At 40.7% G+C, this 15,272-nt stretch carries 13 protein-coding genes; 1 reads left to right on the top strand and 12 read right to left on the bottom strand.

Annotation, left to right across the window (positions count from 1 at the left end):
* Positions 1-11: 11 nt before the first annotated feature.
* The 12 genes from rsxC to NBH06_RS03770 all read right to left on the bottom strand — a co-directional run bounded on the left by rsxC (position 12) and on the right by NBH06_RS03770 (position 13,565).
* Positions 12-1,346, bottom strand: coding sequence for an electron transport complex subunit RsxC (rsxC, locus tag NBH06_RS03825; RefSeq protein WP_250792842.1), 1,335 nt, complete (start codon positions 1,344-1,346; stop codon positions 12-14).
* Complete coding sequence (locus NBH06_RS03820; RefSeq protein WP_008861956.1) at positions 1,340-2,185, bottom strand: RnfABCDGE type electron transport complex subunit B; 846 nt, start codon at positions 2,183-2,185, stop codon at positions 1,340-1,342. The genes rsxC and NBH06_RS03820 overlap by 7 nt, the downstream gene beginning before the upstream one ends.
* A 3-nt stretch (positions 2,186-2,188) precedes the next feature.
* The gene (locus NBH06_RS03815; RefSeq protein ID WP_021891224.1) at positions 2,189-2,614 is read right to left on the bottom strand and encodes a SoxR reducing system RseC family protein; all 426 of its coding nucleotides are present in this window, start codon (positions 2,612-2,614) and stop codon (positions 2,189-2,191) included.
* 40 nt (positions 2,615-2,654) lie between these two features.
* On the bottom strand, positions 2,655-3,461 hold the full coding sequence (locus tag NBH06_RS03810) for a transporter substrate-binding domain-containing protein (RefSeq protein ID WP_250792841.1): 807 nt from the start codon (positions 3,459-3,461) through the stop codon (positions 2,655-2,657).
* A 4-nt stretch (positions 3,462-3,465) separates the two neighbouring features.
* A complete protein-coding gene (locus tag NBH06_RS03805) occupies positions 3,466-5,424 on the bottom strand; it encodes a putative porin (protein ID WP_195241902.1) in 1,959 nt (652 codons plus the stop codon).
* A gap of 98 nt (positions 5,425-5,522) precedes the next feature.
* Positions 5,523-7,181 carry an AMP-binding protein gene (locus NBH06_RS03800; RefSeq protein ID WP_250792838.1) on the bottom strand — a complete coding sequence of 553 codons (1,659 nt, stop codon included), beginning with the start codon at positions 7,179-7,181 and terminating at the stop codon, positions 5,523-5,525.
* A gap of 98 nt (positions 7,182-7,279) precedes the next feature.
* Positions 7,280-9,055: a two-component system sensor histidine kinase PhoR gene (gene phoR, locus NBH06_RS03795; protein ID WP_195331612.1), complete on the bottom strand. Its 1,776-nt coding sequence runs from the start codon at positions 9,053-9,055 to the stop codon at positions 7,280-7,282.
* A gap of 3 nt (positions 9,056-9,058) precedes the next feature.
* Positions 9,059-9,739 (bottom strand): two-component system response regulator PhoB, encoded by a 681-nt coding sequence (gene phoB, locus NBH06_RS03790; RefSeq protein ID WP_195331613.1) that lies wholly within the window; start codon positions 9,737-9,739, stop codon positions 9,059-9,061.
* Positions 9,740-9,816: 77 nt separating this feature from the next.
* Positions 9,817-11,535: an ArnT family glycosyltransferase gene (locus NBH06_RS03785; protein WP_250792836.1), complete on the bottom strand. Its 1,719-nt coding sequence runs from the start codon at positions 11,533-11,535 to the stop codon at positions 9,817-9,819.
* 14 nt (positions 11,536-11,549) lie between these two features.
* On the bottom strand, positions 11,550-12,503 hold the full coding sequence (locus tag NBH06_RS03780) for a glycosyltransferase family 2 protein (protein WP_195331614.1): 954 nt from the start codon (positions 12,501-12,503) through the stop codon (positions 11,550-11,552).
* Positions 12,504-12,515: 12 nt separating this feature from the next.
* Positions 12,516-12,923, bottom strand: coding sequence for a GtrA family protein (locus tag NBH06_RS03775; RefSeq protein WP_250792834.1), 408 nt, complete (start codon positions 12,921-12,923; stop codon positions 12,516-12,518).
* A 9-nt stretch (positions 12,924-12,932) separates the two neighbouring features.
* On the bottom strand, positions 12,933-13,565 hold the full coding sequence (locus NBH06_RS03770; protein ID WP_008861966.1) for a trimeric intracellular cation channel family protein: 633 nt from the start codon (positions 13,563-13,565) through the stop codon (positions 12,933-12,935).
* Between the two features lie 226 nt (positions 13,566-13,791).
* On the opposite strand from NBH06_RS03770, the gene NBH06_RS03765 reads away from it, so the two are divergent.
* Complete coding sequence (locus NBH06_RS03765; protein ID WP_250792832.1) at positions 13,792-15,246, top strand: glycoside hydrolase family 10-like protein; 1,455 nt, start codon at positions 13,792-13,794, stop codon at positions 15,244-15,246.
* Positions 15,247-15,272 lie beyond the last annotated feature (26 nt).

Raw genomic sequence — 15,272 nt, 5'->3', positions numbered from 1 at the left:
TGCGAGATAAATTAAGATTGTTTTCTGGATCGTATGATTTGGTTTACTGCATTTTTCCCTATTCGTATATAGTCGAGTATAGGACGGTTTGACGGACAACTATAAGCACAACAGCCACATTCCAGACATGCGGTGATGAGTTCTTTTTCCGCTCTCTCGAACAAATGATTTTCTGACAATTTGGCCAAGAGATAAGGTTCGAGTCCCATAGGACATGCAGAAACGCATTTGCCGCATCTTATACAGGAAGAGGTTTCGCTCCGGTGCGCATGGGCTTCGTTTAATATCAAGATACCCGAACAGCCTTTGGGAATAGGGGCATCTAGATTGGAAACCGCTTTTCCCATCATGGGGCCTCCGAGAATGACCTTTGCGCTGTCGGAGGGAAGACCGCCGGCAATCTCTATCAGCTCACGGATAGGCATACCCAATCTTATCCGGTAATTCCCCGGTTGTTTAATACCGTCTCCTGTAACGGTGACGATACGCTCTACGAGCGGTTTATTTTTCTGAACGGCTTCATACACGGCAAAAGCGGTTCCGACATTTTGGACGATAGCTCCGGTCGAAACCGGTAATTCCCCGTTTGATACTTGCTTATGAAGAATAGCATCGATGAGCTGCTTTTCACCGCCTTGCGGGTATCGGGTGCGGAGGGGCACTATTTCTATGCCCGGATATTTTTCGGCCTGTTTTTTTAGTAGGGCAATAGCGTCTCTTTTGTTATTTTCTACTCCTATATAAGCCCGTTTTACATGGATAGCTTTCATTAGAATGTGACAGCCTATTATAATTTGTTCGGGCGATTCGAGCATGAGAGCATGGTCGTCCGTTAGGTAGGGTTCGCATTCCGTCGCATTGACGATGAGGACCGTAGGCTTGAATTCTTTGGGAGGTGTCAGTTTTACATGGGTGGGAAAAGTCGCACCGCCTAAACCGACGATACCGTTTTGTGCTATTTTTTGTATAATTTCATTTGAAGATAAAGCAATCTCTTTTTCCAAAGAGGGAGTCCGGTCTATATATTCCTCCCAATCGTCTCCTTCCGTATCGATGATAATTGCCTGAGAATATATTCCGAATGCGTTAGCTATTTTGTCTATTTTCGAGACGGTTCCCGATACCGGGGAGTGTATGTTGGACGATACGAATCCGTTGGCCTCGGCGATGAGAGTCCCCACTTTTACGGTATCGCCTTTCTTGACAATGCAATTGGCCGGTGCTCCGATGTGCTGGTTGAGCATCAGAGAGACTTGCCGGGGAACCGGAATGGTGGTTACTGGGCATTGCGATGTCAGTTTATTCTCTTTGGGGTGTATGCCTCCTATGCGGAATGTTTTTAACATATTGCAGTTTCCTTTCTGGGGGTTGATGTTTCCCTGATATTGTTTCTTATTTCGGCATGTATCGCATGGGTAGGGCATCCGTCGACACACGCTTGGCATGATAGACAGAGGTTATCGTCGATATACGCTAAATTGTCTGATAGAGAAATAGCTTTTTCGGGGCAGGTCTTGACACATTTCCCACAACCTATGCAGGCGACGGAACAAACTTTGCGGGCGATGATGCCTTTGTCTTTGTTATTGCAAGCCACATATATCATGGATTCTTGTTTCTTCCGTAGCTCGATTAAATGTCTGGGGCAGGCTTTTACACAAGAACCACAGGCAACGCAAATGTTGGAATCGATACGGGGAAGTCGGGTGACGGGATCCATCGTGATACCTCCGAATTCGCAAGCTGCCGCACAATCTCCTTCGCCAAGACACCCATAATTACAATTACTCTCGCCGGTATAAAGCGAGGAAACGACCGCGCAGCTGTGTGCGCCTTCGTAATGGCTGGTTTGCGGGCGGTTCTCGCAAGAGCCATTGCAACGGATAACGGCGATACGAGGAGCTTTTTCCACAGCATTCAGGCCAAGAATGGGAGCAATCTTTTGCATAACCTCATTACCCCCGACGGGACATAACAGACTGTCTAACGATGTGGCCTTCGTGCATTGTTCGGCGAAATTCCGACATCCGGCATATCCGCAACCGCCGCAATTCGCTCCCGGAAGAATAGATTCTATTTCGTCGATTCGAGAATCTTCTTCTACATGGAATTTACGGGAAATGATGTAAAGTAATGTTGCGCTGATGAGTCCGATAATACTTAGTATGATGATTGCCGTTACCATAAGTTATGAGACATGTATTGGTTTCAAGAAAAATCTAAATCGTTTTTTCAGTCGATCGCGATAGAAATATAGTATCGTGTAATATATCGCTAATACAACAAGGGCACATACCCCCGAATATAGTTCGTTTACTCCTATTCGTTCATTGATGACGAGCGACAGCATAATGAGAATTACCGGGAGGGCTGCCGTAAACCATATAGCTCTGTATCCTGCCGAGGTAGAAAGAGCTACCGAAACTTTATCTCCTATCTGTATGGGAAAATCGCATTTTTCAACCTCGATAATTTTTTCTTTTTGGTCGGTTGTCGTGCACAATGAAGCCGCATGACAACCTGCGCAAGCCGAGTGTTGTATGATGCGCACGAATATATGCGATTTGGAAATACCTGTTATAATACCTTCGTGCTCTATATCAGGTCGTTTCATACGAGAAAAACTTTTTTAATCCTTTGTTTATTTTTATCTGTCAGAAATAAGAATTGTACAGTTTTTTATATTTGTCTTCTTTTTGAATTTCAGAAATCCATTTGTTCAAGCTGTCGAGTAATATCGAGTCGTCTTTTCTGAGGGCCCATGATTGGAACTGAGTAAAACTTATATCGGTATTACAGTCTATTTGGGGATAATCTTTGCTCATTTGCTGGGCTATTGCTTTGTCGCATACGGCTAAGTCGATTTCCCCAGTAGCGACCATCATGATGAGCTGTTCGGCCCCGTATGTCTTTTCTTCTTGTATATATATGGTATCGCCTATTTCACGAGACAAGTTGTGAATGCGTAATCTTGTAGGAGCATCACTGACGATGTATAGAGTTTTTCCGGCCAAATCTAGTTGGTTTCTTATCAGTTTTTTTTTCGCTTTGGGATCTTTTCTTTGAACCAATACCTGTTTGTTCAGTTGAATGGGTATGGTAAAAGCCAATTCTTCCTTGATTTCGGACGTTACGGGTAATTGACGGGCAATGATGTCGTATTGGCCTTTTTTCAATCCGTCGATACTTTTGCTTAGGTTAACTTCTGGGGTTATCTCAATGGAAAGCCCGCTTCGATTACCTACCATGCGGGCCAATTCATAGTCGAATCCCGATAGGCTGTCGCCTTGTAAATAGTAAGACAATAGGGTATAATCCGTAACGATCCTCAAAACACCATCGGCTTTGATTTCCTCGAAAGTTCTCGGTCGGTAAGTGTTTCGGGGACGCAACCATATCATTGTTCCGACAACTATTATCAATAGTGCGGCATATATAAATATGTGTCGTTTGAACTTCATATCGTTAATTGGAAAAATCTATGGATAACCCCATTTGAAACATACTTGGATTTAACGGATAATGTGGTAATGAGAAATAGTTATTTCCCCCGAATATCCCTTGATTCACGTGCGACATCATGACAAAGAAACGAGTTTGTTTCAATTTCATATTTATATATGCGTTCATGAAAGGATAATTTCCCACTTCGATTTCATCTTGGGTATGAAAAGTTAAGGTCGCCGGTTGGAAAGCCTCGCTTTTATATTTTGTGTAGTAACGACAATCTACACCTAATTGAACATGCAATACTTTGGCGATTCTGAATAAAAGGTACATATTGCTATATACGCTCAATTCGGGTAAGGGGATTATCGATGGTTTGCTCGATTTTTGGTAAACTATTTCGTTTTCCCAATTAAAAACTCCGAATTTAAAATCCTGATTGAGTTTTGCATGGAATACTTGTATCATGGAGCTCTCTTGCCGGGGCAAGCTATTATTGTCGAAATAGATATAATTTTGTATATTTTCGACACCGACGTTCAATTTGGTTCTCCACCGTTTTATGTTGAACTCACCTCCGACTCTCATTCGACGTGTTTTCCCGAAATCATTGTCCCAAATGAAGTGATTGGAAGTGTATTTCTTATAGAAATAAGAAGGTTCGGTGTTTTTGAAAAAGCCATAAGCTCTTAGTTGAACGGTGTCGTTCCAAAGCCTGAATCGGCTGCGAATATCGGCAGTGATGTCGATATCACCTATGATTGCTCCGGCAAGTCCGAATTTTCCGTTTACATGATAAGTCAGTAATTCTCCCTTTTGTTTTGAAATTTCTCCACCGACCCATAGAAGACTTTCTCCGTGGCTGCGAGGATTGGATATATCGGGACGTGGAGTCAATCCCTCTATTGTAGTTCCAGCCGAAAGGGTGTCCTGAGGCAGGGAAAAATGGCGATATTCGTAAGTGGCGTAAGCCGCCAATCCCATCTTTGCATACTTATTGAATCCTTCGAGTAATGATATTCCGAAAGTATTTCGTATAGACTGGTATCGGGTTTCTTCATTCGTCCCTCCAAGACCTAAATAGGTGTTTGCGAAGTAGGTAGTGTCTTCGGTCGCCGATTGATTGACAAACCTATGCTTATTTTCGTTATACTCGATGGTGTGTATAATGCTGGTGACGGGAATGAATGTACGTATCACGGTTGTGTCTTGCTCTTCTTCTTGATAGAACCCGAATTTATATCGTTGGGTGGCATAGTATTCTTTACCGCGAATACGGTTATATGCATCCGTCAGATTGGTTGGAATCGTTTGGGTGTTTACGCTCGATTGTCCTCCTTGTACCTCTTCGGGACGAAGTATGTATGTATCGTCCGAGATACCTCCGTTTTCTTGGTTTACGAAATTATATGTATTAAGAAAAAATTGAATATCGTATCGGTCCCCCAAATAGCTTCCGAAGATACTGTATGCAAGGTCTTTCGTCGCTTGATGCTGGTAGTGGCCTCTCGATAGGATATAATTGATGCTACCTCCGAATTCCAGTTTCTGATTAAAATTTCCAGAGAAAACAGCTTTTAAATCATCTTGGGCAGTTTGTTTCGAGCCTCCTGTCAGATAAGATAGTTGGGTATAAGGTATGTGTGAATTATAGAATTTCCATGAAGAGGCTGTTTGTATCCAATGGCCGAATGGATCTTTAAATATAAATTCAGAGGGTAAAGGCCTGTCGAAAAATATTTTGGAAAAAGCAGCAGCGCCGAGATTCCCGGTCGTCCCATAAGCCGTTGAATAGCTGGAAGGAATATCCGTGCTGTAAAAATTGTGCATGAGAGTATCCATAGGAACATCATATCTCGACCCTAACGGCTGGGTAATACTCCATGCATAAGGAGCAGGAATATCCTGTTTTTTCTTAGCCTCTGAAAAAAGTGAACAGAAAAGTACGGATAATATGATAATACAGGCCTTTCTCATCGGTTTGCAAAGATATGAAAAAGCCGGCAATTACAAACGATGTGTTTTTGTATATTTTGCCGGCGTTTAATTCTTTTTCTTTTTTAATCCAATGGCCTTTAATGGCTTTGGTAAAGATATCGTTTTATACTTCGTTTAGGTGTTTTTTCGAACTCTTCATAATAGATTTTAAGACGGCTGATTTGGCTATAAGCCGGAAGCTCTTTGTTGAGGGTCGATATGTTTTCTTCCATCAGAGTTTCTAATGCATGGCCGGATATATTCGAATGTTGTGCGTTTTCTATATCGGGGTAAATGAGAGCGACCAATTTGCCGTCTTGTTCGATGATGAGCGATTCGCATACATAGGGCATATTATTCAGTCGATCTTCGATTTCTTCCGGATAAATGTTTTGCCCGGACGGACCCAATATCATGTTTTTATTTCTCCCTCTCAGATATATGAACCCATCGGCATCTATCGTACATAAGTCTCCGGTTTTCATCCAGCCGTCCTCGGTGAATATCGCCTGAGTAGCTTCTTCGTTTTTGAAGTATCCCAGCATGATATTCGTACCTTTCACTTGCAGTTCACCTACGATATTTTCTGAATCCGAAGAGTTTACTCTTCCTTCCATACGGTCTACTATCCGCCCACAAGAGCCGATTCGAGTCTCGTTCCACGGGGCATAAGAGATGAGCGGACCGCACTCGGTCATGCCATATCCTACGGTAAAGGGAAAATTGATACGACGCAGGAATTGTTCTACATCTTTATTTAAAGCCGCACCTCCGATAATCATTTGAGAGAGGTTTCCTCCGAACGTTTCGTAAAGTTTATCGTTGATTTTTGCCAATAACTGAGTGTCTAAGAATGGAACTTTTAAAAGAAGTTTCATCAAAGGTTTCTCTAATAAAGGAAACACTTTGGTTCTGATAATTTTTTCGATGATGAGAGGAACGGCTATAATTAGTTTGGGCTTTACCGTAGCAAAAGCATCCATGATGATCTTAGGAGAGGGAATCCGAGTCAGGAAATGCAAGTGACAGCCTTTTAAAAATGGGTGTATCATTTCTATAACCATGCCGTACATGTGTGCCATCGGCAACATACAAACAATACCGTCACCTGCGGACAAGAACGGTAAATGGTCTAAACAAAATTTGACATTGGACCATAAACTGCGGTAGGGGAGCATTACTCCTTTTGAAAAACCGGTGGAGCCCGAGGTGTAATTGATAACGGCGAGTTCCTCGGGAGAATCTTCGTAATAGCTTACGGCATCAGGGGTAAATCGGGCAGGATATTTTTTCCCGAAGTATTCGTTTAATCGGTTCCGCATATCCGTCAGCTTTTCACTTTTTGATCTTAATAAGGAAAAGTCATTTAATAGGAAGATTCCTTTCAGGTTTTTCATTAGCGTTTCGTTCAGGTCTTCCCAGACAATATCTCCGACAAATAGCAGTTTTGCTTCCGAGTGATTGACAATGTGGTGTATATTGTCTGCTTTGAATTCATGTAAGATGGGGACGGGTACGGCCCCATAGGTGATTGCCGCAAAAAAGGCTACCGCCCAATGAGCTGAGTTTTTACCGCAGATAGCTATTTTGTCTCCTTTTTTTATTTCGGCACTTTCTAATAAGAGATGTATTTTGGCTATTTTGCGGGCAATGTCTTTATAGTGATAAGATACACCGTCGAAATCACTTAATGCGATTCTTTCCCAATTTTCTTTAATGGCTTGTTCGATGTATTTATTGAAACTCTCGTTGTTCATAAAATCAAGTTTTTATGTCATGATTTTACAAAGTTACGAGATTTCCTGAATAATCCTAATGTTTCTTTGTCTATTTTGGGAAAAGAGAAATAGGGTTCCTAAACTTTTCGTAATGAAAAAAGAATGTTCAACCCTCCTGATAAACCGTTTTTTACCCATATCTCTCCTTTATGGAAGAGAACGGCATTTTTAACAATGGCGAGTCCCAATCCGGTTCCTCCGAGTTTGCGGGACCGACCTTTATCAACCCGGTAAAATCTTTCGAATAATCTGTTCAAATGTTCTTCGGGGACACCGATTCCGTTGTCGGAGAAAGAGAAATAATAATATTTACTATCTTCGAGATAGCAGTCTATCGTGATTTTTGTTCCTATACCGGCATAGGCTATGGCATTGTCTGTAAGATTTCTGAAAATGGAGTACAATAAGGAATAATTTCCATTTATGGACATTCGTTCGTGGAGGTTTCTCGTCTCGACGGTCATTTCCCGTTCTGTCAAGGCCGCTTGCGATTCATTAATAACTTCATTGATGATTTTTTGTAAATCGGTATTATCCGTGTCATAGAGGTCCTTAGATTCGTCCAGCCTATTGAGCATTGAAATATCTCTTAGTAAATCGGTCAATCGTTTGGATTGTGCGTAACAACGCTCCATAAACATTTTTTTCCGGCTATCGTCCATTTCGGTGGAAAGAATGGTCTCCATATATCCGCGGATACTGCTGACCGGGGTTTTAAGTTCGTGAGCGATGTTTTGAGTAAGTTGGCGTTTTAACCGGCTTTCTTGTTCTTGTTGGGTAATATCGTTAATGGCTATTTCAAATGTATGGTCTTGAAATATGATACATTCTATGAGGAAAGTTCGGCTTCCTTTGTCTATAACCATAGATTCCGAAATAAATTCCTCCTGTTCGTTTTGTTCATAGAGCTTTTGAGAAATGAAATTGTTGATTTTTTTCAGATTGGCCTCTTTAAATAAATAGTCAGAGGGAGATAGGGTATTGTCTGTGATAAAATTGAGATACTGAATAAAAAGATTATTGGCCATAATAATCCTTTTATCTTTGGAAAAAAAGGCCAATCCTTCTTTGGAGAACTGTAAATGCTTGAATAGTTTCTCTTGCTCTATGGATAGTTTCTCTTTGGTTTTTAATAAGTTATCATAAATATGGGTCAGGCTATGGGTAATATTGCCAATGTCGTCTACCCCTGATTTTATAGTAATGTGTATAGGCTTTCCCTGTTCTGCCTGTTGAGACAGCTGGCTGAGAGCGGCAATGGATTTTCCCAAGCTGTGGCAAAAATAATAAAGCAACAGTATGGCGAAAATCGATATCGCTAACATGAAATATATGAATTCGTTATTGGGACTGAGTATGGAAAATTTCTCCCGTTCGAAAGGAAGTGAGGAGCGTATGATCCAATCGTCATATCGTTTAGCTGAATAGAAGAAATTTTTTTTGAACGATTGAGAATATCGAATGGCATATCCATTCCCATTTTTTAGAGATGATTTTATTTCGGGGCGGTCCAAATGGTTATTTGCAAGGGAGTCTGGTTCTTTTTCTTGTTGGCTTTCGAGCAACACTTTTCCAGAGTGTGCCGATATAATAGTTACTCTTAAAGGTTTTCGAGTAATACTCTGTATGATGGAGTCGATTGAAATTTGGTCTATCTCTTTGTTTTTAATTTGGGAATATATGAGTTCGTTGTAATCTTGTAAAAGGGCATTTAGAGATTGCTGTCGGTTTTCTTTTTCTAGATTATATTCGAATAGTAAAATAATAGCGATAAAAACGATGAAAAGAGAGCCGATAGAAAAAAACAATTTTCTATCGAACGTCATAGATTTTCGAACCTTCTCGGTAGACATAAATTAAGCTGTTTCAAAACAATATCCGTATCCGAGACGAGTTACGATGCGCTTACCGTATTCTCCTATTTTTTTGCGTAGGCGGGTAATATTGACATCGATAGTTCTGTCTAAAACATATACCTCGTCTGTCCATATTTTCGATAATATTTCTTCACGAGAGAAAACTTGTCCCGGGTGGGAAAGCAGGAGGGATAATATTTCAAATTCTTTTTTAGTCAATGGGAGTTCTGTACTGTCTATGAACGCTCGTTTTTTTACAGGGTCTATGTACAATTTTTCAAATTGTAAAATAGCCGGATCTTCTTTTTCTACAATCCGTCTTAGTACGGCTTTGACCCTTGCGATCACTTCTCGGATAGAGAACGGTTTCGATATATAATCGTCCGCACCGATATTAAATCCCATGAGTTTGTCGTCTTCGGTATCTTTGGCCGTTAAGAAAATGATGGGAATATGTTTCAGCTTCTCGTTTTTTCTTAACAGAGAGGCCATTTTGAATCCGTTCATTTCGCCCATCATGACATCGAGCAACAATAAGTTATAATCGGTCAGGTTCATTTGTAGCGCTTCTTCTGCCGAATTTGCCGTATCTACGTCATATCCTTCGACCTCTAAATTGAATTTCAAAATTTCGCATAAATCTTCTTCGTCATCGACGACTAAAATTTTGTAATTGGCCATAGTTTCAATTTTTATGATAGTGCAAAATTGAGAAACAGATATTTCAACAATGTGACAAACATTTTACTTTTTAATCTTCATTCTGCTGTGTTTTGTTGAAAATTGAAAAGTAGAATATAATCTTTCACGTCGTTTCCCTTACGGTCGCTTCGTAGGGTTTGTTCAAAAGTATATTGTTCTCCGTACTTTTCTTTTATATAATTGAAATCCCGTTCGCCAACGAGTAAATAACCATTTTTAGGCATTTCTTTTTCGAAGTCAATGACTCGGTTTTGTGCATAAAAATTAATAATGAAAAATCGCATCATAGAAGACTCTACATAAGAGTATATTTCTCCATTTGGGACAGTAGATACTACTTTGTCTGCAAACGGTTTCATCGATTTTGCATTGAGTATAGCCGGCAAAGTAGAAGCGTCCAACATCAGTTGAATGCCGAAAAACAGGGCTACGACCGAGTAAAGATAACGGTTATTATAGGTTAGGTATCGTTTGCTCTTATAGATGTCATAAATTAAGAATACTATAAATATGGCAGTAATGATGAATATGATATCCCACGATTCGGAAAGGGCTGTTACATAGTGACTGACGTCACTTGTAGAAGACAAGACGTATTTGTCTATAATTCCGCTTTTGACGATAGTTAGAACCACCAATAAAAATCCCCCGATAAATGCTATGAAAATTGAAAATATTCTCCATATTCGCGGTCTTTGTTTGAGTAGAAAGAGCATGTATTCTGCCAAAAAATAGGCTATGAATGGGTAAATAGGAAGAATATATACCGATCTTTTGCTTTTGGGGATACAATAAAAAACGAATATGATGACAATGGATAGGAGACTGAACAGTCTCATTTTATCCATGTGTGTGATATAGTCTTTGAATCGTTCCCAATATAGTTTGACCGTGCCTTGTGGTCTCTTGTATTTTAAGGTAAATAATGACATGATAACTAAAAGCGACCACGGTAACCAACCCGCTAAGGTAATATAAACGTAATAGATGATGGGTTGCTCGTGTGAACCGTATGACATTTTTCCCAAGAAGCGGTCGACGTTTTCTTCCATAACGAGCCGTAGAAATGCCTCGCCCCCCTGTTGATAGGCCGCATAATACCAGAGTAAAGGCAAGATACAGGATAGTAGTGCTATGGGGATAATTTTATAGAAGGCTTTCCATACAGACACTTTTTGGAAAAGAAGGAATATGCCGATTACGGCGCATGGAAGTACGATGCCCACCGGTCCCTTAGTGAGCGTAGCTATACTCATAAATAGTATTGCCCAAATGGGGATTCCTTTCAACCCGAGTTCCCACCATCGATATAATTGGAGCATGGCTAAGACGATGAAGCAGGTCAGTACCATATCGACTCGCGATGCCATTGCAGCCCGATGCACTTCAAATCCCGAGAGTAGTAATAGAGAAGCAAGGAATGCTATGTCATTTCTGCTACGTTTGGCAAAAAAGAGAAAACACGCGATTGCCATAATGATTGCCGCCAATGCCGAAGGAAGGCGCGAAGTGAACTCTGTTACCTCTCCGGCAGGAAGGGACAACGCTGCGATACACCAATGAAAAAAAGGAGGCTTGTAGGCGATGTCTCCGCCATTGTTTATAGGTAGTATCCAGTTGTCGTTTTGTAACATACTGACTGCCACGATGGCTTCCCGAGGTTCTCCTTTGGTGTGGAAGTTGGTTAGCCCCAAATAGGGTATGATCGTTAAGGTACTGATGACTAACAGTAAAAGAAATAGAGATGTCTTGGAACTTATTTTAGGCACATTCATAATGGAGACAGTCTTTAAATCGTTTGGTTGTTATGAGGATCAAAATTGATTTTTTTATCTATAATATATTCCGGGCGATTTTTGGTTTCATCGAAGATGTTTCCAATATACTCTCCGAGTATTCCGATGGTAAACAATTGCACTCCACCTAAAAATACGATAGTAATGATTGTCGAAGACCACCCCGGAACGATAGATTCTTTGCCGGAAAGGTACATGATGAATACCCAGATAGCAAAAGCCAATGCTATAAAAATGGAAAGTGTTCCTAATGATATGGCCAATTTTAATGGCTTTTTAGAAAAACCAAAGATACCGGCCGAGGCTAATGAAAACATTTTTCGTATGGAATATTTCGTTCTGCCGGCAGCACGTTCGTTACGGGTATAATAGAACGGAGTTTGTTTAAATCCCATCCAACTGAAAAGTCCCCGCAAATATTTATGCTTTTCGGGAAACTGTTTGAATGCATCCAAAACCTTGCGATCGATGAGCCTGAAATCGCCTGTGTCGACAGGAAATGTGTAGTCAGATAGAGAGTTGAGCATGCGATAATAAATCTTGGCAGTGAATTTTTTCATGAAAGTTTCCCCTTCACGTTTATTGCGTACCGCATATACGACATTACTGCCTTCTTTCAAATAAGTATCTATCATTTGGGGAATAACTTCGGGCGGGTCTTGCAGGTCCACGTCGATGATAACGGCAATGTCTCCGGTACAGTTGTGTAATCCTGCACTCACGGCATTTTGATGTCCGAAGTTTCTGGAAAACGATATTACTTTTGTATGAGGATCATCGTTGGCGAAACCGAGTAAAAGTTCTTCTGTGTGGTCTTTGCTCCCATCGTTAACGAAAATAAGTTCATAATCGTGAGCTGTACTTCCCATTACTTGGGAAAATCGCTTATGGGACAAGGGCAGTACTTCTTCTTCGTTATAACAGGGAATGATTACAGATACTTTCATGGTATGAAACTTTTATTTTTTAAAAGTGATACATCTATTCATAATGAAATTACACAGTGTATATACGATCATACTCAAAAGTTGAGCCCAAGAATCGGGTACATATAATATCTCTACCAAAATGAGTAACGATATAAATTGTATGCCATAGCATATCCCGAAACAGACGAGGAATAAGATGGCTTCGCGGATAAAGTTACTATTTAATTTTTTAAATACCCAAAGTTTGTTCCAGAAGAAACTATTGACGACACCTGCTATATAGCCTATAAAATTGGATATGGTATATTTTACATGTAGAATCTCTTGCAGGAAGTAAATGACGATAAGCGTTATAAAGGTATTTATGATACCGACAATACCGAAACGAATAAATTGTCCTATTGCTTTTTTATCGTATTTTTTCAGTCGTTCGAACATGATGAAATGTCAGTCTTTAATGGGGTTGGTCGTGTCATCTTTCAAGGCTGGCAAAGACCAGTGGAATTTTACAGCGAGTAAGCGAACCGCAACGACCGATATGCCGCAAATGGATTGGTTGGTTATACTGTTGAACCCCATTTTTTCTCCTAGATAAAACATGATTCCTCCGGCAACACAAGCTAAGGCATAGATGTCTTTACGAAATAGCAGAGGCTCTTCGTTGATGAGGATATCGCGAATGATACTGCCGACCGATCCCGTAATGGTTCCCATGACGATCGCTACCCAAAACGGAAATCCGAACATGAGTGTTTTTTCTACTCCCACGACGACAAATAGAGCTAACCCGATCGTATCGAATATGAAAAACGTATTTTCGAGTTTTACCAAGTATTGTTTGAAAATAATGACGAAAATAAGAGCTATGGCCGTTACGGTGAGGTAGCTGCCGTTTATCATCCAGAAAGGAGTTGCATTCAACAAGACATCTCGGAGCGTTCCACCCCCTATGGCTGTTACAAGCCCGACAGCATAGGCTCCGAACCAATCGAATTGTTTTGCGGCTGCTAATCGAATACCACTAATGGCGAAGGCCAGTGTGCCGACAATTTCTAATATGGTGGCGAAAGTTGTATTCATAATCTTTCGTATGGAATTGCAAAGGTACTATTTTTTATGATAATCTGTCGTTCTTATTTTATTTTTGGGAGTTGAGTTTTTGTCGTATGAAATAAGTTCTGTAAAGATATTTTGTGGGAATAAAAATGTACCTTTGCACCAAATGTGGAAATAGACTGTGCTCGGTAGAGTCCGATAAATTTGTTTCTGCTTTTGTTTGCACTATTTCTCTTAATACAAATCTTTAATGAAAAAACGACTGCTAATACTTCTTTCAGTTTGTTTTATCTGTGTTTCCATATTTCCTTCTTCTCCGAAATATGAAATGAGGGCGGTGTGGATAACAACGAACTGGGGATTGGATTGGCCTTCGCGTCCGGTAAAGGTTTTGTCCGATAGATATATACAGCAGAAAGAGTTGTGCTATATTCTCGATGAGTTGCAATCGGTGGGAATCAATACGGTGTTTTTTCAAGCGCGTATTCGAGGTGAGGTTTTTTATTCTTCTCGATACGAACCGTGGGCTGCCGTTTTAAGTCATGGGCGGGAACCCGGATATGATCCTCTTGCTTTCGTCATCGAGGAATGTCATAAACGGGCTATCGAATGCCACGCTTGGCTCGTCACTTTTCCGGTGGGATCGAATAGGCAAGTGAAAAAACAAGGTCGTTCTTCGGTTGTTGCTCGCCATCGTTCATGGTGTAAGCAATTATCGGGGGAATGGTTTCTCGATCCGGGGAATCCGGCAGTGAAGGATTATTTAAGAGCATTAGTCGGGGAAGTCGTTTCTAAATATGATGTCGACGGTATTCATTTGGATTATGTGCGTTATCCCGATAATGCGATGAAATTTCCCGATTCCGATTCGTTTAGGAAGTGGGGAAGTAGAAGCAAGTCTTTGTTTCGTTGGAGAGAAGACAATATAACCGGTATCGTCACAGCCATTTATGAAGAGGTGAAACGATTAAAGCCGTGGGTGAAAGTCAGTAGTTCACCGTTAGGCAGATATGCTTCATTAGAAGGTTTCCCTGCGGAATGGAGCTGCATGGAGGCTGTTTCGCAAAATCCGAAGGATTGGTTGCAGAGCGGACGGCATGATTTTATTGTCCCGATGATGTATTTCAGGGAAGAAAATTATTATCCGTTCTTGTACGACTGGGTAAATTCTTGTCCTCCCGAAAAAGTAATAAGTGGCTTGGGTGTTTACCGGTTGGATAAGAGTGAAGGTAATTGGCCTTTCATAGAAATAAAGAGACAAATCGAGACCACTCGGAAAATGGGAGTGGGACAGGCCTATTTCCGATATGAAAATTTACATACGCATACGATTTTGAGGCAATGGCTCGTTTCCTGTTTTTACAGGTATCCGGCCTTGACACCCGGGTTGAAAAATCCCATATCGCAAATACCGGATACCCCGAACAATTTACGAGTGGAGGCACAGGGCGGTGTTTCTAATATTTCTTGGAGTCCGGCAGATGGTGCGTTCACCTATGTATTGTATGCGACAAATGATTCTTTGGATATGAATACGGGAGATCAGATCGTGGCTGTATTACCTAAAAATATACATTCATGTTCATTGTCGATTCCTTATAGGAATTATGCCATAGTGGCTCGTGACAGATATGGGACCGAGAGCGAGCCTGTGTTTTGGACGGGTAAAAATATAGAACCGGATAAGTATCGAATAACTCTATAATTATAATGTTGATATAAAAAATAAAA

The organism is Barnesiella sp. B2-R-119 (genome assembly GCF_023656675.1).
GTDB lineage: Bacteria > Bacteroidota > Bacteroidia > Bacteroidales > Barnesiellaceae > Barnesiella > Barnesiella intestinihominis.
The sequence above is the reverse complement of the archived record's forward strand: the minus strand, read 5'-3'. Positions and strand labels throughout refer to the sequence as shown.